The sequence below is a fragment of the Arthrobacter sp. TMN-49 genome, assembly GCF_054511095.1.
On the sequence record NZ_JBTNDH010000047.1, the window covers coordinates 1 to 24,002 of the forward strand.

Annotated in this window: 22 protein-coding genes and 1 riboswitch; of the genes, 2 read left to right on the forward strand and 20 right to left on the reverse strand. The window is 62.3% G+C overall.

Going from position 1 to position 24,002, the window contains the following annotated elements:
* Nucleotides 1-64: 64 nt before the first annotated feature.
* From pyk to hisI, 11 genes are all read right to left on the reverse strand, one after another.
* On the reverse strand, nucleotides 65-1,555 hold the full coding sequence (pyk, locus tag ACX80E_RS15755) for a pyruvate kinase (protein ID WP_459302989.1): 1,491 nt from the start codon (nucleotides 1,553-1,555) through the stop codon (nucleotides 65-67).
* A gap of 68 nt (nucleotides 1,556-1,623) precedes the next feature.
* Entirely contained in the window at nucleotides 1,624-3,078 is a 1,455-nt protein-coding gene (locus tag ACX80E_RS15760) for a glutamate synthase subunit beta (protein ID WP_459302991.1), read from the reverse strand.
* A complete protein-coding gene (gltB, locus tag ACX80E_RS15765) occupies nucleotides 3,071-7,618 on the reverse strand; it encodes a glutamate synthase large subunit (RefSeq protein ID WP_459303009.1) in 4,548 nt (1,515 codons plus the stop codon). Before gltB ends, ACX80E_RS15760 begins: the two co-directional genes overlap by 8 nt.
* A gap of 597 nt (nucleotides 7,619-8,215) precedes the next feature.
* Nucleotides 8,216-9,334, reverse strand: a complete 1,119-nt coding sequence (gene lgt, locus ACX80E_RS15770; protein ID WP_459302992.1) for a prolipoprotein diacylglyceryl transferase — start codon at nucleotides 9,332-9,334, stop codon at nucleotides 8,216-8,218.
* Nucleotides 9,335-9,339: 5 nt separating this feature from the next.
* On the reverse strand, nucleotides 9,340-10,188 hold the full coding sequence (gene trpA, locus ACX80E_RS15775; protein WP_459302993.1) for a tryptophan synthase subunit alpha: 849 nt from the start codon (nucleotides 10,186-10,188) through the stop codon (nucleotides 9,340-9,342).
* The gene (gene trpB / locus ACX80E_RS15780) at nucleotides 10,181-11,608 is read right to left on the reverse strand and encodes a tryptophan synthase subunit beta (RefSeq protein WP_459303010.1); all 1,428 of its coding nucleotides are present in this window, start codon (nucleotides 11,606-11,608) and stop codon (nucleotides 10,181-10,183) included. The genes trpA and trpB overlap by 8 nt, the downstream gene beginning before the upstream one ends.
* A gap of 130 nt (nucleotides 11,609-11,738) precedes the next feature.
* Entirely contained in the window at nucleotides 11,739-12,554 is an 816-nt protein-coding gene (trpC, locus tag ACX80E_RS15785) for an indole-3-glycerol phosphate synthase TrpC (RefSeq protein WP_459302994.1), read from the reverse strand.
* 2 nt (nucleotides 12,555-12,556) lie between these two features.
* The gene (locus tag ACX80E_RS15790; protein WP_459302995.1) at nucleotides 12,557-12,832 is read right to left on the reverse strand and encodes an HGxxPAAW family protein; all 276 of its coding nucleotides are present in this window, start codon (nucleotides 12,830-12,832) and stop codon (nucleotides 12,557-12,559) included.
* A gap of 96 nt (nucleotides 12,833-12,928) precedes the next feature.
* Nucleotides 12,929-13,540: a Trp biosynthesis-associated membrane protein gene (locus ACX80E_RS15795; RefSeq protein ID WP_459302996.1), complete on the reverse strand. Its 612-nt coding sequence runs from the start codon at nucleotides 13,538-13,540 to the stop codon at nucleotides 12,929-12,931.
* A gap of 41 nt (nucleotides 13,541-13,581) precedes the next feature.
* On the reverse strand, nucleotides 13,582-15,135 hold the full coding sequence (locus tag ACX80E_RS15800; RefSeq protein ID WP_459302997.1) for an anthranilate synthase component I: 1,554 nt from the start codon (nucleotides 15,133-15,135) through the stop codon (nucleotides 13,582-13,584).
* A 60-nt stretch (nucleotides 15,136-15,195) separates the two neighbouring features.
* Nucleotides 15,196-15,636: a phosphoribosyl-AMP cyclohydrolase gene (hisI, locus tag ACX80E_RS15805; RefSeq protein WP_459302998.1), complete on the reverse strand. Its 441-nt coding sequence runs from the start codon at nucleotides 15,634-15,636 to the stop codon at nucleotides 15,196-15,198.
* A 147-nt stretch (nucleotides 15,637-15,783) separates the two neighbouring features.
* Between hisI and ACX80E_RS15810 the strand changes: the two genes are divergently transcribed.
* Both ACX80E_RS15810 and ACX80E_RS15815 read left to right on the forward strand, forming a co-directional pair.
* On the forward strand, nucleotides 15,784-16,428 hold the full coding sequence (locus ACX80E_RS15810) for a TIGR03085 family metal-binding protein (protein ID WP_459303011.1): 645 nt from the start codon (nucleotides 15,784-15,786) through the stop codon (nucleotides 16,426-16,428).
* 41 nt (nucleotides 16,429-16,469) lie between these two features.
* Complete coding sequence (locus ACX80E_RS15815; protein ID WP_459303000.1) at nucleotides 16,470-16,889, forward strand: DUF6855 family protein; 420 nt, start codon at nucleotides 16,470-16,472, stop codon at nucleotides 16,887-16,889.
* Nucleotides 16,890-17,003: 114 nt separating this feature from the next.
* Here ACX80E_RS15815 and hisF read toward each other — a convergent pair whose 3' ends face one another.
* The 9 genes from hisF to pnuC form a co-directional block, all read right to left on the reverse strand.
* Nucleotides 17,004-17,774, reverse strand: a complete 771-nt coding sequence (hisF, locus tag ACX80E_RS15820; protein ID WP_459303001.1) for an imidazole glycerol phosphate synthase subunit HisF — start codon at nucleotides 17,772-17,774, stop codon at nucleotides 17,004-17,006.
* A 36-nt stretch (nucleotides 17,775-17,810) separates the two neighbouring features.
* The gene (gene hisG, locus ACX80E_RS15825) at nucleotides 17,811-18,656 is read right to left on the reverse strand and encodes an ATP phosphoribosyltransferase (protein WP_459303002.1); all 846 of its coding nucleotides are present in this window, start codon (nucleotides 18,654-18,656) and stop codon (nucleotides 17,811-17,813) included.
* Nucleotides 18,657-18,747: 91 nt separating this feature from the next.
* Nucleotides 18,748-19,011, reverse strand: coding sequence for a phosphoribosyl-ATP diphosphatase (locus ACX80E_RS15830; protein ID WP_103465949.1), 264 nt, complete (start codon nucleotides 19,009-19,011; stop codon nucleotides 18,748-18,750).
* Nucleotides 19,012-19,167: 156 nt separating this feature from the next.
* A complete protein-coding gene (ribH, locus tag ACX80E_RS15835) occupies nucleotides 19,168-19,656 on the reverse strand; it encodes a 6,7-dimethyl-8-ribityllumazine synthase (RefSeq protein WP_459303003.1) in 489 nt (162 codons plus the stop codon).
* Nucleotides 19,653-20,324 carry a GTP cyclohydrolase II gene (gene ribA, locus ACX80E_RS15840; protein WP_459303004.1) on the reverse strand — a complete coding sequence of 224 codons (672 nt, stop codon included), beginning with the start codon at nucleotides 20,322-20,324 and terminating at the stop codon, nucleotides 19,653-19,655. The genes ribH and ribA overlap by 4 nt, the downstream gene beginning before the upstream one ends.
* On the reverse strand, nucleotides 20,317-20,961 hold the full coding sequence (gene ribB, locus ACX80E_RS15845) for a 3,4-dihydroxy-2-butanone-4-phosphate synthase (protein ID WP_459303005.1): 645 nt from the start codon (nucleotides 20,959-20,961) through the stop codon (nucleotides 20,317-20,319). The genes ribA and ribB overlap by 8 nt, the downstream gene beginning before the upstream one ends.
* On the reverse strand, nucleotides 20,958-21,590 hold the full coding sequence (locus ACX80E_RS15850; RefSeq protein ID WP_459303006.1) for a riboflavin synthase: 633 nt from the start codon (nucleotides 21,588-21,590) through the stop codon (nucleotides 20,958-20,960). Before ACX80E_RS15850 ends, ribB begins: the two co-directional genes overlap by 4 nt.
* A 3-nt stretch (nucleotides 21,591-21,593) precedes the next feature.
* Nucleotides 21,594-22,715, reverse strand: coding sequence for a bifunctional diaminohydroxyphosphoribosylaminopyrimidine deaminase/5-amino-6-(5-phosphoribosylamino)uracil reductase RibD (gene ribD, locus ACX80E_RS15855; RefSeq protein WP_459303007.1), 1,122 nt, complete (start codon nucleotides 22,713-22,715; stop codon nucleotides 21,594-21,596).
* Nucleotides 22,712-23,452, reverse strand: a complete 741-nt coding sequence (pnuC, locus tag ACX80E_RS15860) for a nicotinamide riboside transporter PnuC (RefSeq protein ID WP_459303008.1) — start codon at nucleotides 23,450-23,452, stop codon at nucleotides 22,712-22,714. The genes ribD and pnuC overlap by 4 nt, the downstream gene beginning before the upstream one ends.
* Nucleotides 23,453-23,572: 120 nt before the next feature.
* Nucleotides 23,573-23,717: riboswitch (FMN riboswitch) on the reverse strand.
* Between the last annotated feature and the right edge of the window lie 285 nt (nucleotides 23,718-24,002).

Consider the following 24,002-nt stretch of genomic DNA (forward strand, 5'->3'; position numbering starts at 1 on the left):
AAACCTTACGGTTTCCTGCCGGCGGCGCGCCCTGCGTCTAGATCAACGAGTCAGAGACTGAGGATTAGCTCTCGGTCGGCCAGGGGCCAATCTTTTCCTTGTTGATGCGAACACCAGATTCGCTCTTGCCCAGGTCGGCGAGGTCGCCCACCTTGTGGACCTTGACCAGGTTGGTGGAACCGGCCTGTCCGGGAGGGGAACCGGCCGCGATGACCACTAGATCGCCCGGCTCAACCAGCCCCTGCTCCAACAGGGTGAAATCAACCTGTTCGGTCATGGCGTCGGTGTGGGCCACGGTGGGCACCAATACGGGCTCAATGCCCCAAGTCAGGGCCAGCTCGTTGCGAACCTGCTCCTCGGGGGTGAAGGCAAAGACCTGCTTCTTCGGACGCAGACGGGACAAACGGCGGGCCGAGTCACCTGACTGCGTGAAGGTTGCAATGTACTTGGCATCGAGCTGATCGGCGATCTGCACGGCTGCGGCAGTGATAACACCACCGCGGGTCTTCGGCTCTGAGCCGAGCTTCGGGATCAGCTTCATGCCAGCTTCCTCTTCGGCGGCCTCAATGATGCGGGCCATGACCTTCACGGTCTCGATCGGGAACTTGCCAACACTTGTCTCGCCGGAGAGCATGACTGCATCCGCGCCGTCGAGCACGGCATTGGCACAGTCCGACGCCTCCGCGCGGGTGGGGCGCGGGTTGTCGATCATGGATTCAAGCACCTGGGTGGCCACGATGACGGGCTTGGCCCAGCGGCGCGCCATTTCAACGCACTTCTTCTGTACCAGCGGCACATCTTCCAGCGGCAACTCAACACCCAAGTCGCCACGGGCAACCATGATGGCGTCAAACGCGTCAACAATGGCTTCCAGGTTGGCAACCGCCTGCGGCTTCTCAATCTTGGCGATCACCGGAACGCGGCGGCCGGCTTCATCCATGATCTCGTGAACGCGGGTGATGTCGGCTGCATCGCGCACAAAGGAGAGCGCAATCAAATCTGCACCGCAGGCCAGGGCCCAGCGCAGATCGTCCTCGTCCTTTTCGCTCAAGGCCGGGACGTTCACAGCAACACCAGGCAAGTTGATGCCCTTGTTGTTGGAAACCTTGCCCGGAACTGTCACAACGGTGACAACCTTGATGGAGTCAACCGCTGTCGCCTGAACGGAAACCTTGCCGTCATCGATCAGCATGACGTCGCCAACGTTGACGTCCTCGGTGAGGGACTTCAACGTGGTGGAGCAGATGTCCTTGGTGCCCGGAACATCTTCGGTGGTGATGGTGAAAACATCGCCCACGGCCAGGTCGTAACCCTCGCCGTTGGCAAAGCGGCCCAAACGAATCTTCGGACCCTGCAGGTCAGCCATGATGGCGACCGGCTTGTTTAAGGATGCAGCGGCCTTACGAACGTTGTCATACGTGTTCTGGTGCACGGTGTAATCGCCGTGGCTCATGTTCATGCGGGCTACGTTGACGCCCGCCTCCAGAACAGCAAGTGTGTTTTCATAGCTGGCAATAGCCGGCCCGAAAGTCGCAACAATCTTTGCGCGTCTCAATGTACCTACCTCATGTGTGGTTAACAGTAGAAATCTTTGGTGCCCGTAAACAGCCTATCGCTTTGCCACTAGACACTGATAGCTGAGTCGCTGGGTGAGACAGGTGCTGGGAGGAACGTCTCCCCCATCAGGAACTTGTCCACCGCCGCGGCGCAGGCCCGGCCCTCAGCGATGGCCCAGACAATCAGTGACTGGCCCCGCCCAGCATCGCCGGCGGCGAAGACCCCGTCACGACTTGTCATGTAATAACCGTCACGGTCCACGTTTGAGCGTGAATCCAAGGTCACAGGCAGCTGGTGTGTCAGTTCTGCGGTTTCCGGTCCGGTGAAGCCCAGCGACAAGAACACCAGGTCCGCCGGGATGACCCGTTCGGTCCCTTCCTTGGGTACCCTGCGCCCGTCCACATACTCCGTCTCAGCGATCTTCAACCCTGTCAGCACGCCGTTTTCGCCCAGAAATTCGACGGTGGAGGCCAGGTAGGTCCGCTCACCGCCCTCTTCGTGAGCACTTGCCACCTCGAAGAGATTCGGGAACGTCGGCCATGGCTGTGACGAGGCACGCGCTGTGGGCGGCTGCTGGCCAATGGCCAAGGTGGTCACCGAGGCAGCCTTCTGGCGGTGCGCAGTGCCCAAGCAGTCAGCTCCAGTGTCGCCGCCGCCAAGGATCACCACGTGCTTGCCGCGGGCATGGATCTGCCCGGGCACTTCATCCCCGGCAACAGACTTGTTGGCCTGCACCAGGTAGTCCATCGCGAAATGCACGCCGATCAAGTTGCGGCCCGGGATGGGTAGATCGCGCGGCACTGTGGCGCCGGTGCAAACTACGACGGCGTCATAGCGCCTGCGCAGTTCCTCCCACCCAATATCCTTGCCCACCTCAACACCTGTGCGGAAGCGGGTACCCTCGGCAACCATCTGCTCCACCCGGCGGTCGATGCTTTCCTTCTCCAGCTTGAAATCGGGAATCCCGTACCTCAGCAAGCCGCCGATCCTGTCATCACGCTCATACACGGCAACCGTGTGTCCTGTGCGGGTCAGCTGCTGTGCCGCGGCCATTCCGGCCGGGCCTGAACCCACGACGGCGACAGTCTTGCCGGTGAGCCGGGCCGGGGGCAGTGGCTGAACCCAATCCTGGTTGAAGGCCTCATCAATGATGGACACTTCAACCTGCTTGATGGTCACGGCCGGCTGGTTGATGCCCAAGACGCACGATGTTTCGCACGGTGCCGGACACAGGCGGCCGGTGAACTCGGGGAAGTTGTTGGTGGAGTGCAAGCGCTCCGCCGCTTCCTGGCCCTTGCCGCGCCAGGTCAGGTCATTCCATTCCGGGATCAAGTTTCCCAGCGGGCAACCCTGATGGCAGAAGGCCACGCCACAGTCCATGCAACGGCCTGCCTGGGACTTCAGCACACCCTCTTCCTGGGCCTGGTAAACCTCTTTCCAGTCCATGATGCGCACTGGCACCGGACGCCGGGTTTGGGTGATGCGTTCACGTGTATTCAAGAAACCGTGCGGATCAGCCACCGGTGACCTCCAAAATCTTCTGCCAAACGGTTGCCCCGTCCGGGTCTTCGCCCAACTCGGCTGCTGCCAAGCGGGTCTCCAATACTGCTGCGTAGTCGCGGGGCAGGACTTTCACCATCCGTTGCACCGTGGCCGGGAAGTCGGCCAGCAAGTCCGCTGCCACCACCGATCCTGTTTCTTCGGCGTGGCGCTGCAACAGTGAGCGCACAATGTCCTCATCAACGGCGTCGAGCGTCAACAAGGAAAGCTCACCGGAATCCAGCGCACTCTTGTTCACACTGCTGGCCACCAGATCCAGAACATAGGCCGTCCCGCCTGACATGCCGGCACCAAAGTTGCGTCCCGTCGGCCCCAGAATCAAGGCCTGGCCACCTGTCATGTACTCGCACCCGTGATCACCAATGCCCTCAACTACTGCCGTGGCGCCGGAGTTGCGGACCAGGAACCGCTCCCCCACCAAACCGCGCAGGAACATCTCACCACTGGTGGCACCGTAGCCAATCACGTTGCCGCCAATGACGTTCTCTGCCGCCGTGAACGTGTTGTTCCTGTCCGGGCGGACTGTGATCCGGCCACCGGAGAGGCCCTTGCCCACATAGTCGTTGGCGTCACCGAGCAGGCGCAAGGTGATGCCGGCCGGCAGGAAAGCACCCATGGATTGGCCGGCCTGGCCGGTCAGGGTCACATCGATCGTGTCCGGGCCCAGCACGTCAACACCAAACGTCTTGGTCACGTGGTGGCCCAACATGGTGCCCACCGACCTGTCAGTGTTGATGACCGGAACACTGATCCGGACTGGCGACCTGTCACTAAGCGCCTCGGCGCTCATGCTGATCAGTTGCTGGTCAAAGTGCTTGTCCAGCTCGTGGTTCTGGTTGGTCAGGTGGCGAACCGGGGCGCTTGCGGGCACGCCGGCATCGGAGAGGATGGGGCTCAGGTCAAGGCCGTCGGTCTTCCAATGGTTCATGGCCGCCTTGAGGTCAAGCACCTTGGACTGCCCGATGGCCTCTTCCAGGCTGCGGAAACCAAGCTCAGCCAAGATTTCGCGGACCTCCTCGGCCAGGAACTCGAAGAAGTTCACCACAAACTCCGGCTTGCCCGTGAAGCGCTGGCGCAACTCGGGGTTCTGCGTTGCGATGCCCACCGGGCAGGTGTCCAGGTGGCAAACACGCATCATGACACAGCCGGAAACAACCAGCGGGGCCGTCGCGAAACCGTATTCCTCGGCACCCAACAGCGCGGCGATCACCACGTCACGGCCGGTCTTGAGCTGCCCGTCAACCTGCACCACAACACGCTCGCGCAGCCCGTTCAGGCGCAGCGTCTGCTGGGTTTCGGCCAGACCCAGTTCCCACGGCATGCCTGCGTGCTTGAGCGAGTTCAGCGGGCTGGCGCCGGTTCCGCCGTCGTGCCCGGAGACCAGAACGACGTCGGCCTTGGCCTTGGTCACGCCGGCCGCCACAGTACCAATCCCCATTTCGGAGACAAGCTTCACGTGGACACGGGCGCTCGGGTTGGCGCGCTTGCAGTCATAAATGAGCTGCGCCAGATCCTCGATCGAGTAAATATCGTGATGCGGCGGCGGGGAAATCAGCCCCACGCCAGGGGTGGAGTGCCGTGTCTCGGCGATCCACGGGTACACCTTCTTGGCCATGAGCTGGCCGCCCTCGCCGGGCTTGGCACCCTGGGCCATCTTGATCTGGATGTCGGTGGCGTTACTCAGGTACAAGCTGGTCACACCGAAACGCCCGGAGGCCACCTGCTTGATGGCGCTGCGGCGTTCAGGGTCCAGCAACCGCTCAACGTCTTCGCCGCCTTCGCCGGTATTGGACTTGGCACCCAAACGGTTCATGGCGATGGCAAGGGTCTGGTGGGCCTCCTGCGAGATGGAGCCGTAGCTCATGGCGCCGGTGGAGAAACGCTTGACAATGCTGCTCACCGACTCAACCTCGGCCAGCGGCACCGGCTGGCGTTGGCCGTCCTTGAACGTGAGCAACCCACGGAACGTCATGAGCTTGTTGGCTTGATCGTCAATGCCCTGGGTGTACTTCTTGAAAATGTCATAGCGGCGTTCACGCGTTGCGTGCTGCAGGCGGAACACCGTGTCCGGGTTGAACAGGTGCGGCTCGCCGTCGCGGCGCCACTGGTACTCGCCACCGCCCAAGAGCGGACGGTGCGGTACGTCAACACCATCCACCGGGTAGGCCAGGATGTGACGGGCAGATACTTCCTTGGCGATGACGCCCAACCCCACACCACCCAGCTGGGAGACAGTGCCGGTGAAGTACTCGTTGATGATGTCCTGGGACAGTCCCAACGCCTCGAACGTCTGTGCACCGCAGTACGACGCCACGGTGGAGATGCCCATTTTGGACATGATCTTCAGGACACCCTTGCCCAAACCCTTGATCAGGTGGTGCACACCCTCTGCGGGGGTTACGCCCACGACGTCACCGTTGCGGATCAATTCCTCCACGGATTCCATGGCCAGGTACGGGTTGACGGCTGCCGCACCATAACCCACCAGCACTGCCACATGGTGAACTTCACGCACGTCGCCGGCCTCCACCACCAGGGAAACCTTGGTGCGGTTGGCGCTGCGGAGCAAATGGTGGTGAACGGCGCTGAGCAGGAGCAGCGACGGGATCGGAGCCCACACTGCCGAGGAGTCCCTGTCGGAAAGCACAACGTACTGGACACCACGGTTGATGGCGCCAGAAACCTGCTCACAAATCTCGGTGAGCCGGGCGCGCAGGGCGACTTCGCCGCCGTCGACCTTGTAAAGACCGCGCACCTTCATGGCGATGTGGTCTTCCTGCGCGTTCTCCATGTTCGCGATCTTGGCCAGATCGTCGTTGTTGATCACCGGGAAGTTCACGACAAGCTGTGGGGCCTGAACCTTGTTGCGGGACAACAGGTTTCCTTGCGGGCCAATGGTGCTCTTCAGGGACGTGACCAGTTCCTCACGGATGGCATCCAGCGGCGGGTTGGTCACCTGGGCGAACTGCTGCACAAAGTAGTCAAAGAGCAGCCGCGGACGCTCGGACAGGACGGCGACCGGCGTGTCGGTTCCCATGGCGCCGAGGGGCTCGGCCCCCGTCTTGGCCATGGGGCCCAGCAGGATCCGCAACTCCTCGGTGGTGTAGCCGAAGGTGCGCTGGCGGTGCAGCACCGATGCTGCCGGGTGAACCACGTGTTCGCGTTCGGGCAAATCGGCTAACTGGATGGTGTTTTCCTTGGCCCACTCCTCATAGGGGTGGGCGGCGGCGGCTTGGGCCTTGATGTCCTCATCGCTGATGAGCACACCCTTGTCGGTGTCCACCAGGAACATGGTGCCGGGGGCTACGCGTCCCTTTTTGACGATACTGGCCGGGTCAATGTCCAGAACACCAACCTCGGAGGCCAGAACGACCAGGCCGTCGTCGGTGATCCAGTAGCGGGCCGGGCGCAACCCGTTCCTGTCCAAGGTGGCGCCTACCAGGGTGCCATCGGTGAACGAGACTGCGGCCGGGCCGTCCCACGGCTCCATGAGCAGTGAGTGGTATTCGTAGAAGGCCTTGCGGGCAGGATCCATGGTGGCGTGGTTTTCCCACGCCTCGGGGATCATCATCATGACGGCTTCGGTGATGGAGCGGCCGGAAAGCCAGAGCAATTCGGCCACTTCGTCGAAGGATGCCGAATCTGAGGCGCCGGGGGTGCAAATGGGGAACAGTTCTTCGGGGGTGTTCCCGAGCAGCTTGTGCGCCATGGTGGACTGGCGGGCCCGCATCCAGTTCCTATTACCCTTGACGGTGTTGATCTCGCCATTGTGGGCAATGGTGCGGAACGGCTGGGCCAACGGCCACGACGGGAACGTGTTGGTGGAGAAGCGCGAATGCACCACAGCAAGGCGCGTGGTGAAGCGCGGATCGGACAGGTCAGGGTAAAACGGCTCCACCTGGGCTGTTGTCAGCATGCCCTTGTACACGATGGTCTTGGAGGACAGTGACGGGAAGTACACGCCAAACTTCTGCTGGGCACGCTTACGCAACCTGAAGGCCTTGCCATCGAGCAGGTTGGCGCGGGATGTGTCCAAGGGCTGCAACGGTTCGGTGGCGAGAGCCACGAAGAGCTGGCTGAAGTACGGCATACAGGCCAGCGCGCTGGCGCCCACCAGGTCGGCAACAACGGGTACCTCGCGCCAGCCCAGTACCACCAGGCCTTCCTTCACGGCCAGTGCTTCCATCCCGGCTATCGCCGATGCCTGTTCACTCGCCCCTGTCGGCAAGAAAGCAGTTCCTACCGCATAGCTGCCGTGGGCGGGCAGCTCAAAGTTGGTGACAGCACGGAAGAACTCGTCGGGAATCTGCGTCAGGATGCCGGCGCCGTCACCAGTTCCCTCGTCAGCGCCAACAGCACCGCGGTGTTCAAGGTTGCGCAGGGCAATAAGGGCCTTCTGGACAATGTCGTGGCCCGGAGTGCCGCGCAACGTCGCCACAATAGCCAGGCCGCAAGCGTCCTTCTCACTCTCGGGGCGGTACAGGCCCACCGGCTCCGGCATGGCCGCGAAACGGGTGAATGGTGAGATGGCCTGCGGCTGGTGGGAGTCACGTGTAGAAGTTCTAGTCACGACGTATAAGTCCTTCCCCTTGTAAGAGCGTTTAGTGGGGGACGACGCTGGCCCGGGCGTTGGGAAAGCGGATCTTCCTCAACGGTGCTTCTGTACTGCTTCTTCGATTTTTTCGATGCTGCCTACGGTGCTGTAGCGCCGAATTCCTGCTGCGCCGTCCTGGTTCTTCCTGTTGGGGCATTCCAGTTGGGGCGACTTCACCTGAAGCTGTACTTCACAGTGCAATTGCACAACAGGAGAAGATTCCACTGTGAAATCTTCCCCTCCGGCCGTTTTTACTATATAGCGATGCCAGCATCCCCGAAAATGGCCATCTTGCCCGCTGGACTCATATGCACGATCAGTAAGATTATTACGTAAATACGCCCTTGCGCCGGAGGAATTACTGCCTGATAGGTGGATTCCTGAGCCGCACCAGCGCATTTCTGCGCATTGGTGGGAATCAGCCGGGCACAAAAAAGTGGCCCTGGTTCTCCAGGGCCACCTTCTTGACAGTCAACAGCGGAAAGCCGTGCAAACGCGGACTAACTATTTGGCGTCTTTGGCCGAATCAGTCGTCGCATCCTTGGCCGGATCCTTGGCTGGGTCCTTGACCGCAGAGTCAGCCGCGGGTGCCTTCGCGGCGCTGGCCTTGTCCGCCTTGTCTGTCTTGTCCGCTTTGCCCTCTGGCTCAGCGTCGGTGGAGGCGGGCGTGGCCTGATCCGAGACGGCATCCTTGGCCTGATCGTTCCCGGCAGCGTCTTCCACGGCCGGCTCGTGACCGGGGAGGTAGACGGACTCCGAGACAGTGCCACGGTGGCGATAGCTCAGGATCACGAACACCACCAGTGCCACCAAGAACACAATGATGCTTGTCCAGACGTTAAGTCGGGTGGTGATGCCGAAGAAGGTGACCTGCTCGGCGTCGTCTATGCGCAGCATTTCGATCCAGACGCGTCCGGCCGTGTAGATCATGGCGTAGAGCAGGAACAGGCGGCCGCTGCGCAGACGGAATTTCCGGTCCAGCAGCAGGAGCACGGCAACACCGGCAAGGTTCCACAAGGACTCGTACAAGAACGTGGGGTGGAACAGCGTGTCGGGGCTAAAGCCCGGCGGCACAAATTCGGGAGAAACGCTCAAGCCCCACGGCAAGGTGGTGGGCCCGCCGAAGAGCTCCTGGTTGAAGTAGTTACCCCAACGCCCGATGGCCTGCGCCAACAGAATGCCGGGGGCGGCTGCGTCGATGAAGGCCGATATTTTTACTCCGGCGCGGCGGCAACCAATCCAGGCACCCACCACGCCCAGCACAACAGCACCCCAGATGCCAAGACCGCCCAACCAGATTTGCGGGATCAGGGACAGATCGCCCGTGCCGTCAAAGCCGGGGCCAAAGTATGCGTCCGGGGAGGAGAACACATGGTAGAGCCGGCCGCCAATGATGCCAAAAGGGATGGCCCAAATGGCAATGTCCCAGATGGATCCTTCGGGGCCACCGCGCTTCTTCCAGCGGCGATCCGTGAGCCAGAGGGCGGCAACAATGCCCAACAAAATGCACAGCGCATAGGCATGGATGCGCAGCGGGCCAATCTCGAACCCGGACCACACGGGCGCCGGGATGGCAGCACCGATGGCACCGGTGAGCTGGTGCGGAATAAAAGTTGAAATCACTGTGGCTAAACTTCCGTGATGGTGGTGGAGGGTGCGTCAAGGCCCGTGCTGAGTTCCTTGGCCAGAGCCCCGACGGCCGCTACCCCACCGTCACGCAGCGCAGCCACCAGAGCGGTACCCACAATGACGCCGTCGGCGTAGGCAGCAATTTCGCGGACATGCTCGGGGCGGGAAACTCCCAAACCAACGCAGGCGCGTTCGGCTCCCGCAGCGTGCGCGGCGGCAACAACAGCCTTGGCGGCGCTGGACACCGAGGTTCGGGCGCCGGTTACCCCCATGATGGAGACAGCGTAGACAAAGCCGCGTGTGGCACCCACCGTCATGGCTACGCGTTCAGCCGTGGAGGATGGTGCGGTCAAAAAGACCCTGTCCAAACCGTACTTATCCGATGCGACAAACCACTCGGCAGCCTCGTCCGGGACCAGGTCGGGGGTGATCAGCCCAGCCCCGCCAGCCTCGGCCAGGCGACGGGCAAACTCGTCAACACCCATGCGCATGACAGGGTTCCAGTACGTCATGACTAGGACGGCAGCATCAGTTTCAGCCGTGATGGCGGCAACCACATCGAAGACGTCCGTGACGTGGAATCCGTTGTTCAGGGCCTGTGTGGTGGCGGCCTGAATGACCAGGCCATCCATGACGGGGTCAGAATACGGGATACCGATTTCAATGATGTCGGCACCGTTGCGAGCAACCGCAATGGCTGCGTCAATGGAGGTTTGCTTGTCGGGGAAGCCAGCAGGCAGGTACGCGATCAAGGCTTTACGACCAGCAGCCTTGGCCTTGTCAATGGCGGCGGCCGACTTGCTGACAATCTGGGCAGCCGGCTCAGTGGCCGTGTTGCTCTCACTCATGGGTGGCGTCCTCTGCGTTGTTGTCCGAGCTCTTGTCGCCAGCGCCCTGGGCAGCACCCTTGGCGGCTCTCGTGGAGAGGGTCGTGCCCTTGACATTGCCGTCTTCATCCAAAATGCCGAACCAGTCGGCAGCCGTCTGAACGTCCTTGTCGCCGCGGCCCGAAAGGTTCACGATGATGACCACGTCCTCCGGCTTGGCGGCATCCGTTACCAGTCGCTGACCAACCTTCAAGGCACCCGCCAAAGCATGTGATGACTCGATGGCCGGAATGATGCCTTCGGTGCGGCACAGCAGCTTAAAGGCGTCCATGGCTTCGGCGTCGGTGATGGCCTCGTAGCTCACACGACCAATGTCGTGCAGGTAGGAGTGCTCCGGGCCGACGCCGGGGTAGTCAAGACCGGCAGAGATGGAGTGGGACTCGATGGTCTGGCCGTCTTCGTCCTGCATCAGGTACGAGCGCGCACCGTGGAGCACACCGGGGCGCCCCAGCGAAATGGTGGCTGCGTGGCGTCCGGTATCAACGCCGTCGCCCCCTGCCTCAAAACCGTAAATCTTCACGGCGGGGTCATCGAGGAACCCGTGGAAAATGCCAATGGCGTTTGACCCGCCACCAATGCAAGCGCAGACGGCGTCGGGCAGGCGGCCAATCTGGTCCAGGATCTGGCCGCGGGCTTCCTCACCAATAACTTCGTGGAAGAAACGCACCATGGCCGGGAACGGGTGGGCTCCGGCGGCAGTGCCCAGCAGGTAGTGGGTGTTGTCAACGTTGGCCACCCAGTCACGCAGGGCGTCGTTGATGGCGTCCTTGAGCGTCTGTGAACCGTTGGTGACGGGAACCACCGTGGCGCCGAGCAACTGCATGCGGGCCACATTCAGGGCCTGGCGGCGGCAGTCCTCGGCCCCCATGTAGACAACACATTCAAGACCCAGGAGGGCTGCAGCCGTGGCACTCGCAACACCGTGCTGGCCAGCTCCTGTCTCGGCAATGACACGGGTCTTGCCCATGCGCTTGGCCAACAACGCCTGTCCCAGCACGTTGTTGATCTTGTGGGAACCGGTGTGGTTTAGGTCCTCACGCTTGAGGAACACCCGGGCACCGCCGGCGTGCTTGCCGAAGTTCCTGGCCTCGGTCAACAGGGACGGGCGGCCCGAGTAGTTCTTGTTCAGCTCGGCGATCTGGGCGAGGAACTCGGGATCGACCTTGGCTTTTTCAAAGGTGTCTTCAAGCTCATCCAGGGCCGCAATGAGCGACTCCGGCATCCAGCGGCCACCGTAGTTGCCAAAGTATGGCCCGGGCGCGTGCCGCAGCGAATGCTCGGCGGAGAGTTCCGGCACAGCTGTACCGCCCTGTAAAAACGCTGTTGCCGGATCGGCCATGTCGGCGGGATCCTGTGACGAAGCTGCTGGCACGTGAGCCATCAGTTCCACCGTCCTGTTCCTGGATAATTGTGCACTAATAGTCTTCGGCGGCAGCCGCGTGCCCTGTATTGCTATGAAGCCTAGCCGCCGTGCCGCAGGTGGTGGGCACGGCGGCTAGGCGGAAGGCTCTTTAGCGGGCGCTGATAGCCAGTGCCCCGGCGGCCTTGAATTCTGTGATCCGCTCACGCGGGGTGGAATCCTTCACCAATGCTTCGCCCACCAAGATTGCGTGGGCGCCGTGGGCACTGAAATGCTGCACATCGGCAACGTCGCGGACACCGGATTCGGCAACCACCAGCGGGCCTGTGGGGATGGTGCCGGCAAGGGCTGCAAACACGCCCCGGTCAACGTCAAGGGTCTTGAGGTTGCGGACATTGATGCCAATGATTCTGGCGTCAACCGCCACAGCCCGGGCAATTTCTTCGGCGGTGTGTGTTTCCACCACGGCGTTCATGCCCAGTTGGTGAATCAGCTCAAGGTAACTGCGCAGTTCCTCATCGCTCAGGGCCGCAACAATGAGCAGCACCAGGTCCGCGCCGTGGGCGCGCGCCTCCCAGATCATGTACTCGTCGCAGGTGAAGTCCTTGCGCAGCACGGGAATATCCACGGCCGCACGCACCGCATCCAAATCGGCCAAGGACCCGCCAAAGCGGCGTTCCTCGGTGAGGACGCTGATCACGCTGGCTCCGCCGTCGCGATATTGCACAGCCAGGGCGGCCGGGTCGGCGATGCCCGCCAGATCACCCTTGGAAGGGCTGCGGCGTTTCACCTCGGCAATGACCATCAGCTCCGGGCGTTGCGCCAGCGGCCCGCCCAAGGCGGCCCAAGCATCCAACGCCGGGGCAACATGGCTGACCCGTTCCTGCAGCTCGGCCAAGCTCACCAGTTCCTGCCGGGCCCGCAGGTCTTCCCGAACACCGTCAATGATGTCCAGCAATACGCTCACGCCTAGTGGCCGGTGTTCTTCAGCTTGCTGCCGCCAACACCGTAGCCTGCGGCCCGCAAGACCGGTCCCGCGATGAGGCCAACAGCGATGATGCCCACGCCGATCCAGAACAGGGTCGTTGCGCTGGTGCCGATCACGAAGGCGATGCAGCCGACGATGGTACCCACCAGCATGATGGTCACGCTTGTCCACGCTGCCGGGCTGTTCCCGTGGCCCAATTCGATGCTGTGATCAACGGGTTCGAGTTCGGTAACTGCTGACGCCGACTTATTGCTCATGGTAAATCTCCCTCATTAACGCGGATACTGAAATACATTCTGCCATTAGTTGCCCAAGGAATCCGAACCTGCTGCGCCCGTGGACCCGTGCCGTGCCTAGGCTGTGGGGTCTTCCCCACGGCTGAGCTGATCCCAGCGGTCAATCTCATCGAGGGGCTGCCCGGATTTGGCACCCGCGCCCGGCTTGACTGCGTCGTATTTAGTGCGCACAATCCACGAACGCCCAAACCAGAGTACGGCTATCGCGGCCAGTGCCAGAACGGCGGCGGCCGCCACGGCCAGGACCGGGAAGATGGTGGTGCTGGCGTTGGAGGTCTGGCCCACGATGCCCGTTGCCGCACCAACCTCGGCCATGGCTGCTCCGGCCGGATTCGCCAAAACCCCCAGTACGACGGCGATGATCCCCACCGCGCCGAGCAAGACTATGGAGGTGGTGATGATGCGGGCGACTTTTCCGGCAATGGTGGTGGCCAAGGCACCGGCCAGGGCCACCAGGGCCAGGGCTGAGACGGCCACGGCGGCCTTGCTGCCGGGGATGTTCAGGTCTGTCTGGGCCACTTCACCGGGCGCGATCGCCACATGAATCCACGTTTGGGTGGTGGTGCCAAAGACAGCCAGCGCCGCCAGTATTGCCAACAGGATCAACGTTGACTTGCGCTGCCACACAGGCGTTCGTGTGGCGCTCGTGTGCGGGGCGGTTGCGCCCATAAATTCTTCATCTGGCTCGTGTGATTCCGGAACTGACGTGCTCACAATTCTTCCCCAACATTCTCATCTAGGGCCCGCAACGAGGCGGCCGCAAAAACAGCGCGCAGGGGTGCTGCGGCCTTGTTGACAGTTTCCAGGGCCTCGGATTCGTTGACGGAATCCGCCACGATGCCGCCGCCGGCCTGTACATAGGCTCTGCCGTCACGCAGCAAGGCCGAACGGATGGCGATGGCCATGTCCATGTCGCCGGCAAAATCCAGGTAACCAACCACGCCGCCGTAGATGCCGCGGCGGTGTGGTTCAAGTTCGTCAATCAGGCGCAGCGCCCTGGGCTTGGGCGCGCCGGACAGGGTTCCGGCGGGGAACGTTGCCGCCAGTACGTCATAGGCGTTCTTGTCCGGGCTCAACGTTCCCACCACGGTGGAGACCAGGTGCATGATGTGACTGAACCGCTCAACCTCCATGAACTGGGTGACATCCACGGTGCCGGGCACACACACCTTGGACAGGTCATTGCGGGACAAGTCAACGAGCATCAGGTGCTCGGAGCGTTCCTTGTCATCCTCGAGCAGATCCTTGGACAGCCACTTGTCATCCTCCACAGTGCCGCCGCGTGGGCGCGAACCCGCAATGGGGTGGGTGATGACCTCGGTGCCGCTGACACTGACCAGCGCTTCAGGCGAGGATCCCACGATCGAGTAGGGCTGGCCCTGCGAATCCTCGAAGCTGTACAGGTACATGTAGGGGCTGGGGTTGGTGTTGCGCAAGACGCGGTACACATCCAGTGCCGTGGCCTGGCATTCCATTTCAAAGCGGCGCGAGATCACCACCTGGAACACTTCGCCATCAACAATGGCTTCCTTGCTGCGGTCAAGGGCCTTGAGGTACTGGTTCTTGTCCCAGCGCTCCTGCACACTCTGGGCGAAGCTGGCCGCCGGCACATCCACCACTGACATGGGCTGGACAACAGGCTTGCGCAACTGCTCCACCATGGCACGGACACGGGCCACCGCGTCATGCCAGGCGCCGTCCACGTTCTCGTCAGTTCCGTTGGCGTTGATGGCATTGGCAATCAACAACACAGTGCCCTCAGTGTTGTCATGCACAGCCATGTCCGCCACAAGATTCAAGGCAACTTCGGGCAGGTGCAGGTCATCGGCGGGCGGGTTCGGGAGTTTTTCCCAGTGCCGCACAGCCTCCCAACCCACAAAGCCCACCAATCCCGAGGTGAACGGCGGCAAACCCTCGAACCGTTCGGTGCCCAGCAGCTTCAGCGTCGCCTCCATGGCAGCAACGGGGCTGCCGCTCAGGGGCACGCCCACGGGAGGTTCCCCCTGCCAGAACGTCTCGCCGTCGAGCGTCGTCAACGTGGCACTGGAGCGCACCCCAATGAAGGAGTAACGGGACCACACCCCTCCCACGGCTGCCGACTCCATCAAGAACGTGCCCGGGGCCTCGGCGGCCAGGGAGCGGTAGAGGCCAATGGGCGTTTGCGCGTCGGCGAGCACCTTCAGATGGACGGGGACAACCCGGCGACTGCGGGCCAATTCCCGGAATTCCGCCAGGGAGGGGCTGATGACACCTAGATCTTGCATGAAATGGTTGGCTTCCTTGAGTCAATCGGGGGATGAAGCAAAAGCAAATGCTGGCCGGAGTTACTCGCCGCGGTGACCCACCACGGCTGTGAGTTCACGACCGTCAAAACAAGTCCGGGTGCCGGTGTGGCAGGCTGCGCCCACCTGGTCAACCGTGATTAGTAAGGCGTCGCCGTCGCAGTCCAGTGCCACGCTTTTCACAAACTGGACGTGCCCGGAGGTGTCTCCCTTGCGCCAGTATTCTTGACGTGAGCGGGAGTAGAAGGTGACGCGGCCGCTGCTGAGCGTCCGGTGGAGCGCCTCATCATCCATCCAGCCAAGCATCAACACCTCATGGGTGTCGAACTGCTGAACGATGGCCGCCACGAGGCCCGCGCCGTCATGCTTGAGCAGGGCCGCCACGTCCGCGGGCAGGTGCGCGGGGGCTGCTGCTGCCTCCGGGGCGGAGGACCCGTTGGACGGGTTGGCGGGCGTTGGCTGAGGTTCTGGGCTGTGCTGCATCAGAGCCAATTCTAGTGCCAGAAACCCTTGACACGGGTCATTGAGTGACCCACGGCAAGGTAACTCTGAGGGAATTACGTAACCCTGGACACCAATGCGGCGGTTCTTAATGCCTTTTGGGGGCAATACATGCTAATTTCACAAGTGATGCAATTTGTAGAGCCATCCCGAGAAGTACTCGCCGAGACCTTGCTGGCAGCAGGTCCCGGTGCTGACACGCTCTGTGCCGGATGGCGGACCCAGGAACTAGCCGCTCACCTCTACCTGCGCGAACATAACCCCCGCGCCGGACTGGGCATGGTATTCAAGCCCTGGCGCAAAGCCACCGAGAAGGCCATTGCCAAGCTCGCGGCCGAGTCCAGCACTCCCGAGGCGTACGCCGCCTTGGTTGAAAAGTTCCGTGCCGGCCCGCCCAAACTTTCTCCGTTCGCCTTGAAAGCTGTGGATCACAGCGCGAATCTGACCGAATTCTTCATCCACACAGAGGACGTCCGCCGCGCGGGCGACAGGTGGGCGCCACGAGCATTGGATGCCGACTACTCACAAGCCCTGTGGGCTGAACTGATCACCAGGGCAGCCATTCTGTACCGCAGCGTGGATCTGGGTGTTGTGTTGGTCAATGCCGGCGGTCCCCGGCACGTGGCGAAGCGGGCGCCCGTCTCCGTGGCTATTATTGGCGAACCGGGCGAGTTGCTCATGCACGCCAACGGTCGCACGGGCCAGGCGCTGGTGTCCTTCGAAGGGCAGCAAGACGCCGTGGCACTTTTGCAGACAGCTCCGGTAGGGCTTTAGTTCCACCGGGCGGCCGCACTTATCAATCAGAGGGGACGTTCATGAGCGCACTTCACTGGGGCAACGACGGCACCAAAGATTCTCCGTGGCTGCTGAAAACCCCTCCCGGCACCTCCGACTACACCATGTACCGAAACGAATCGGCCGAACCTGCCGAACTTGTGTGCACTGTCGGCAAAACAGTTTTGAAATACCAGCTGCGCCTTGTGGCCGATTTGGCGGCCATGCTCGCCGACCATGGCGATTGGATGGAGCTGGGGAGCGCCGACGAACAGAAACCCGCCAAGGAAGGCACTGTTGAGGCCTGGGCGCGAGCCGAGACTAATCCCGTGGGTGGCTGGTTTGGGTTGAAGATGGGCTACCGCGGACGGGTTGGCATGTACTTGCCACCACTGTTGGAGGCACTGGGCCTGGCCGAGGTGGAACACAACCCCCGCAACAACCGGATGCGGGCCCTCTAACCCCCCTCTATACCCCCTCCAAAACCCTCGTGAACGGGCAGTTAATGCCGATGTTTGACTGAAACATCGGCATTAACTGCCCGTTCACGAGGCTGGTTCGGGGCTGGTTCGGGGTTAGCGTACCTCGTAGCCGGCGTCGCGAATGGCCTTTTTCACATCGGCGATGGCGTGGTCCGGACCAAAGTGGAACACCGATGCGGCCAACACAGCGTTGGCGCCGGCAGCAACGGCCGGCGGGAAATGCTCCGGCAACCCGGCGCCGCCGGAGGCGATAATGGGGATATGCACGGCCGCCCGCACCAAACGGATCAGCTCAAGGTCAAAGCCCTCCTTGGTCCCGTCGGCGTCGATCGAGTTCAGCAGGATCTCCCCCACACCCCTGTCAGCGGCTTCTTTGGCCCATTCAATGGCGTCCATCCTCGTGCCTTCTCGGCCGCCGTGGGTTGTCACTTCATAGCCCGAGCGTGTGTTCGCGCCCCGAGTGCGCCGCGCGTCAACGCTGAGCACCAGAACCTGGGAACCAAAGCGGTGGGTGATCTCATTGATGACGGCCGGGCGGGCAATGGCTGCGGTGTTGATGGAGGCCTTATCGGCCCCGAAACGCAGCAACTTATCCACATCTGATACCTCGCGCACTCCCCCGCCCACTGTCAGCGGGATGAAGACCTGCTCGGCGGCACGGGAAACAACATCAAAGGTTGTCTCCCGGTTGCCGGAGGACGCGGTGACATCAAGGAAGGTCAGCTCATCCGCCCCGGCAAGGTCGTAGCGTTTGGCCAGCTCAACCGGGTCACCGGCGTCGCGCAGGTTTTGGAACTTTACGCCCTTGACCACGCGGCCACCGTCAACGTCAAGGCAGGGAATTACTCTGATGGCAACACTCACGGCAACTACCTTCTCTAAAGTGAACAGTCTGAGGCGTTAGATGCGGCAGGCGTGGATGCTGCTGACCAGGATGGCGCGGGCGCCCAGCTCATACAGTTCATCCATGATGCGGTTGGTGTCCTTGGCCGAAACCATGGAACGCACAGCCACCCAGTCCGAGTCGCGCAGCGGTGAGACTGTGGGCGATTCCAGGCCGGGGGTCAGGGCGGTGGCCTTTTCCATGAGCGTCTTGGGCACGTCGTAGTCAAGGAGCACGTACTGGCGCGCCACCAAAACGCTGTGCAGGCGGCGGATCAGCACTTCCACACCTGCCGGCGGGGTGACACCGCGGCGACCAATCAGCAAGGCTTCGGAGTTCAGGATGGGCTCGCCAAAGATTTCCATGCCGGCAGCCTTGAGCGTGCTGCCGGTTTCCACGACGTCGGCAATGGCGTCAGCCACGCCCAGACGCACGGAGGATTCCACGGCACCGTCAAGGCGCACCACCTTGGCGTTGATGCCCAGCTCGGTCAGGTAATCACGCAGGAGGGCGTCATAGCTGGTGGCCAGACGTTTGCCCTCCAGCTCGGCAGCCTTGCTGAAGTGGCCCACCGGGCCGGCAAAGCGGAAGGTGGAGCGGGCAAAGCCCAGCGGCAACAGTTCTTCGGCGTCCACCTGGGCGTCCATGAGCAGGTCGCGGCCGGTGATACCAACATCCAACGTTCCGGCGCCAACATATACGGCAATGTCGCGGGGTCGCAGGAAGAAGAATTCAACGTTATTTTCGGGGTCAACCATGACCAGTTCGCGGCTATCGCGGCGTTGGCGGTATCCCGCCTCGGCCAACATGGCTGAAGCGGCTTCGGACAGGGCACCCTTGTTAGGGACGGCAACACGCAGCATGTGTAAGTGTCTTTCAGATCGGGTCAGGCAAAAGGTTTTGGCGTAAAATTCAACGCCTTTTCAGGGTCAGTGAAGCAGCCACAGCACGTGGCTATAGATGCTTGTAAACGTCCTGAAGGGTCAGTCCTTTGGCGATCATCATGACCTGCAGGTGGTAGAACAGTTGGGAAATCTCTTCGGCACAGGCCTCTTCCGACTCATACTCGGCGGCCATCCACACCTCGGCAGCTTCCTCAACCACTTTCTTGCCGATACCGTGAATGCCGGATTCAAGTTCGGCGACGGTACGGGAGCCAGCGGGCCGGGCTGCGGCTTTCGCACTGAGCTCATCAAAAAGGGATTCGAAGGTCTTCACGGTGCCCAGCTTACTTGCTTTGCGCGCAGTCCACGGATTCGCCGACTTGCCACGTCCAATATGTGGACAGTTTCATGTGCCTGCCCGCCGAAGGTGGGCGGAAGGCTGAAGTTGTGCGCCGGACCCGTGACGAGCCCGGCGCACTAGGAAAGGAATTCAGACGCAGAGCTGGGCCAGGGTCAGCGCCGTGGCGAGGGCCGCCGTTGTGGCTTCGTGCCCCTTGTCCTCCGATGAGCCGGGCAATCCGGCACGGTCCAGGCCCTGCTGCTCCGTGTCGCAGGTCAGCACGCCGAAGCCAACCGGCACCCCCGTGCGCACACTGACATCGGTGAGTCCAAGCGTTGCCGCCTGGCACACGTAGTCAAAGTGCGGAGTGCCGCCGCGGATGACGACGCCGAGAGCGACGACGGCGTCAAACTTCGGCGCCAGCCGCGCAGCCGCGACGGGCAGCTCAAAACTGCCCGGGACCCTGACCACCGTGGGGTCCACGATGCCGGCGTCGCTGGCCCCGCGCAGGGCACCTGCCAGCAGTCCGTCCATGATTTCCGTGTGCCAACTGGCGGCGATGATGGCCACCTTCAGCGATGCTGTGTGGGTTTTTTCCTGCGTGGTGAAACCAATGCTGGGTGCTCCGTGGCCGCTCATGTTGAGGGTCCTTCCTGGTGGTTTGTTGCTTCTTCGCCGCCCGGTGTGTCAGGTGCGTCAGAGGCGGGCGTGTTGACGTTCAGTGCGTGCCGCATGCGGTCGCGTTTGGTTTCAAGGTAGCGGACGTTCTCGGCCCGCGCAGGCACCTCCGTGGCCACAATCTCACTGATGGTGATCCCGTGACGGCCCAGTTCTTCGGACTTCAGCGGGTTGTTGCTCAGGAGTTTGATGCTGTGCAGGCCCAGCTGCTCCAGGATGCCGGCTGCCGAGGCGTAGTCGCGCGCGTCCACCGGGAACCCCAATTGTTCGTTGGCGTCCACGGTGTCCGCCCCCGCTTCCTGCAAAGCGTAGGCACGCATCTTGTTGGCCAGCCCGATGCCTCTGCCTTCGTGGCCGCGCAGGTAGACCAGTGTTCCGCCATGGCTGAAGATCAGCCCCAGCGCATACTCCAGTTGTTCACCGCAGTCGCAGCGATAGGAGCCAAGGACGTCGCCGGTGAGGCATTCCGAATGCAGCCGCACCAGCGGATCTCCTTGCGCGGCATGGGGTGAGGTGACGCTGAGGTGTTCGGCTCCCGTTGCCGCATCAGTCCAGGCCTGGGCCGTGAACACGCCAAATTTGGTGGGTAGCGAAACCACGGGGCCGCCGCTGACACTGCTCTCAGTCATGCGCTGGCCCCGCCGCCAGGTACTCCACCAGGTCGGCGATCGAAATCAGCACCAGCCCTTGTTCGTCGGCGAACTCACGCAATCCGGGCAACCTGAGCATTTCTCCGGCGTCGTCCACCACCTCGGCAATAACGCCCACGGCGTGCAACCCTGCCAACGTGCACAGGTCAACGGCAGCCTCGGTATGACCGGGGCGCTGGCGCACACCCCCGGCCACGGCGCGAAGGGGGAACATGTGCCCGGGCCGGGTGACGGCGTCGGGCGTGGATTGCGGATCCGCCAGAACTGTTGCGCTCAGCGACCTGTCCGTGGCACTGATGCCTGTGGTCACGCCGTACGCGGCGTCGCAGCTGACGGTGTATGCCGTCCCCTTGGCGTCCTGGTTGTGCGCCACCATGGGCGGCAGCGCCAGGGCGTCGGCCCGGTCATGACCCATGGGGACACAAATCACCCCGGAGCTGTGCCGAATGGTCCAACCCATGAGGGCGGGCGTGCTGTGCTGGGCGGCAAAAATGATGTCGCCCTCGTTTTCCCTGTCCTCATCATCGACCACCAAAATAGCCTCACCCCGGGCCATTGCGGCGATGGCCAGGGGAATCGGATCCAGCAGGGTGGTGGGGTCGGTTGCCGCGCTCATTGGGCTGCCACCTCGTGGGTGCTGAATTCCAGCAGACGCTGTGCATACTTGGCCAGCACATCCACTTCAAGGTTGACGGTGCCGCCAACACCCTTGGCGCCCAGACCGGTCTTTTCCAGCGTGAGCGGAATCAGCCCCACCTCAAACCATTGTTCGGGTGCGGCCGCGGGGCTGACGGCTGTCACTGTCAGGGACACGCCGTCAACGGCGATGGACCCCTTTTCGGCAATGTAGCGTGAGAACTCCCGGGGCACGGTAAAACGCAGGCGCTCCCAGGCGCCCTGATTCTCCCGTTCCAGCAAGGAGCCCACACAGTCCACGTGGCCTTGCACCACATGGCCGTCCAGGCGAGCACCGGCAACCACGCAGCGTTCAAGGTTCACTGTGTCCCCCACCCGCAATTCACCCGTTGTGGTGCGCAGCAGCGTCTCACCCATGACATCAACCTCAACCGTGCCGCCATCGAGGCGTACAGCGCTCAGGCAGACGCCATTGACGGCGAGGGACCCGCCAAGGCTCAGCCCGTCGAGGACGTCGCCGGCCTGCACCACCAACACGGCGCTGTCCGATTCCGACTGCCGCTCCAGGCGCACAACTGTGCCGCGGCCTTCAATAATTCCTGTAAACATGCTCTACTTTCCTTCCACGCTGGCGGTTTTGGCCGGCATCAGCGTCAGTTTCAGATCCGGGCCCAGCATTTCCACGGGTCCACGGGTGGTGCTGTCCCATTCCCAGCGTTGGGCGTCCGCCAGGGTGCCAATGCCCAAATCGGTCAGGGCTGGAATGCCGGCACCCAGGAGCGTCGGCGCCAGATACACCACCAGCTCATCCACCAGCCCCTGCGCCAGGAACGCCGCGTTGATCTTAGCGCCGCCCTCAATCATCAGGTGCCCCACGCCGCGGGATTGCAGTTCCCGCACGACGGCGGCAGGATCGTGAGTGTGCAAGGCTAGGAAGTCTGAACTCCCCGAGGCGCCTGTGCCTCCGCGGACGGCCGCATCCGCTGGAATCTCACGCATGCCCATGACCACCCGCAATGGCTGCCTGGCTGAGTCGGTGTCATCGGCGGCCCGGGCGGTCAGCCGCGGGTTGTCCGCGATGACGGTTCCGGTGCCCACCACAATGGCATCGACGCGGGCGCGCAGCTCGTGCGAGTCCTGCCGGGATTCCTTGGAGGTGATCCATTGGCTGGTGCCGTCGACGGCGGCAATCCGTCCGTCAACGGTTTGGGCCAGCCTGGCCGTGATGAAGGGCCGGTGCTCACGGACGGCAATAAACCATTGCCGGTTGAGGTCTTCGGCCTCAGCAGCCAGCAACCCCATCCGGACGTTAATGCCTTCGTTGTGCAGAATCTCAGCTCCCCCCGCGGCTGGCTGGTGCGGATCAGCCACTGCGTACACCACGTTGCCAATTCCGGCGTCCAGAATGGCCTGCGTGCAGGGTCCTGTCCGGCCCACGTGGCTGCACGGCTCAAGGGTGACAATGAGTGTCGCCGCCGAGAGATCACGTTTCACCCCGGTACCCAACAAGCGGTTGATCACATCAGCTTCAGCGTGGGCGGTCCCGGCACCCTTGTGATAGCCAATGGCCAGGAACGTGCCGTCGGCGTCAATGATCACAGCACCCACCAGGGGGTTGGAGCTGCGGACGCCCTGTCGGGCGGCCGAAAGGGCCGTCTCCATGCCGAGCACCTCGGCGTGGGTGAAGTGCTCCGGCTCGGGGTAGGTGCCGCCCTGATGCATGCTGGCGTTCATGATCTAACCTTTCGATTGCTCACAGTGATGTCGGGAAAAGTGGCATCGACAGATACCCGGGCGGCCTTGGCGTCGCTGGTGCGCCGGACCCGCCACCAGACAAAGAATCCGGCCAGGGTGAAGGCGCCGTAGAAGATGTACATGAACGCCGACGCGTAGTAGCCGGCGCTAAAGAGCAGCGGCACACCCACCAGGTCAACGGCCACCCAGATCAGCCAGAACTCCACCCACCCCTTAGCCATCCCGTAGGTGGCCAAAAGTGAGCCCATGAAAATCCAGGCGTCAGCCCACACTGGTTCGTAGGAACCCAAGGCCCGGAAAATGGGGGTGAGGATTGCTGTGCCGGCGATCATGGCGCCCACCAGGACCCAGCGTACGCGGACTCCAGCCCAGCGCGGCTCAACGGCCTCGCCAACGTGCGTGCCGTCGTCGGACTTCCCCGGGCGCGTCTGCTGCCACCTGTGCCAGCCGTACACGGAGACGGCGATGAACATGATTTGGCGGCCGGCCTGGCCCAGCAGGTTCACGTGGTCGGCTGAGCCGAAGACGGAGCCCATGAAGACGGTGAACAACAGGACGTTGCCGACGATACCCACGGGCCATGCCCAGATTTTACGGCGCATACCGCCGAGGGCGCTGGCGAGCCCAAAAAGATTGCCTATGACTTCACGCCAGAGCAGGAACCCGCCACCGGCAAATTCAAGTTTGGCGTCAAAGAGCCATCGCAGAAAGTCCATCGTTACCTATACCCTTTCAAGACCGCGATGGCTCCGGGGGTAACGACAGGGCTGGCGCACCCACGACGGATCGCCAACAGCCTACGCTGCCGCGACACCTTTGGCGGGTGGCCAAAACTGTTCGTGCTTCTCCCATCCAGACTTTAACTGTCGGTTCCGGAATTTCACCAGATCAACCGTGCGCTGCTCGCTGTTTCCAGCTAGCTGCGCGCGGGTCGCGGACTATAACCGCCGGTTCGGAATTACACCGACCCCGGAGCACGTGATATTTCATTTTGCCGCCCACAATTGCGAACAGCACTTACTAGTATGGCACCCTTTACGGCACCCCAAACATTGCTTACATCTTGTGTAATGCGCAGCGGGGCCAGTTCATTCCCGCCGCCATTAAAATCTATGTCGCAGTTGTTGCACCGATTTCCGGCAGGAAAGCGCTATCGGCGAGTTACAGGGATCGTTGCAACACTCCATACCTTTTGGAGTTGCGATACCGATGGAGTCTTCATCAATTAATGAAGCTTTTTTAGAGAAAATGTCATCGCCGGAAGAC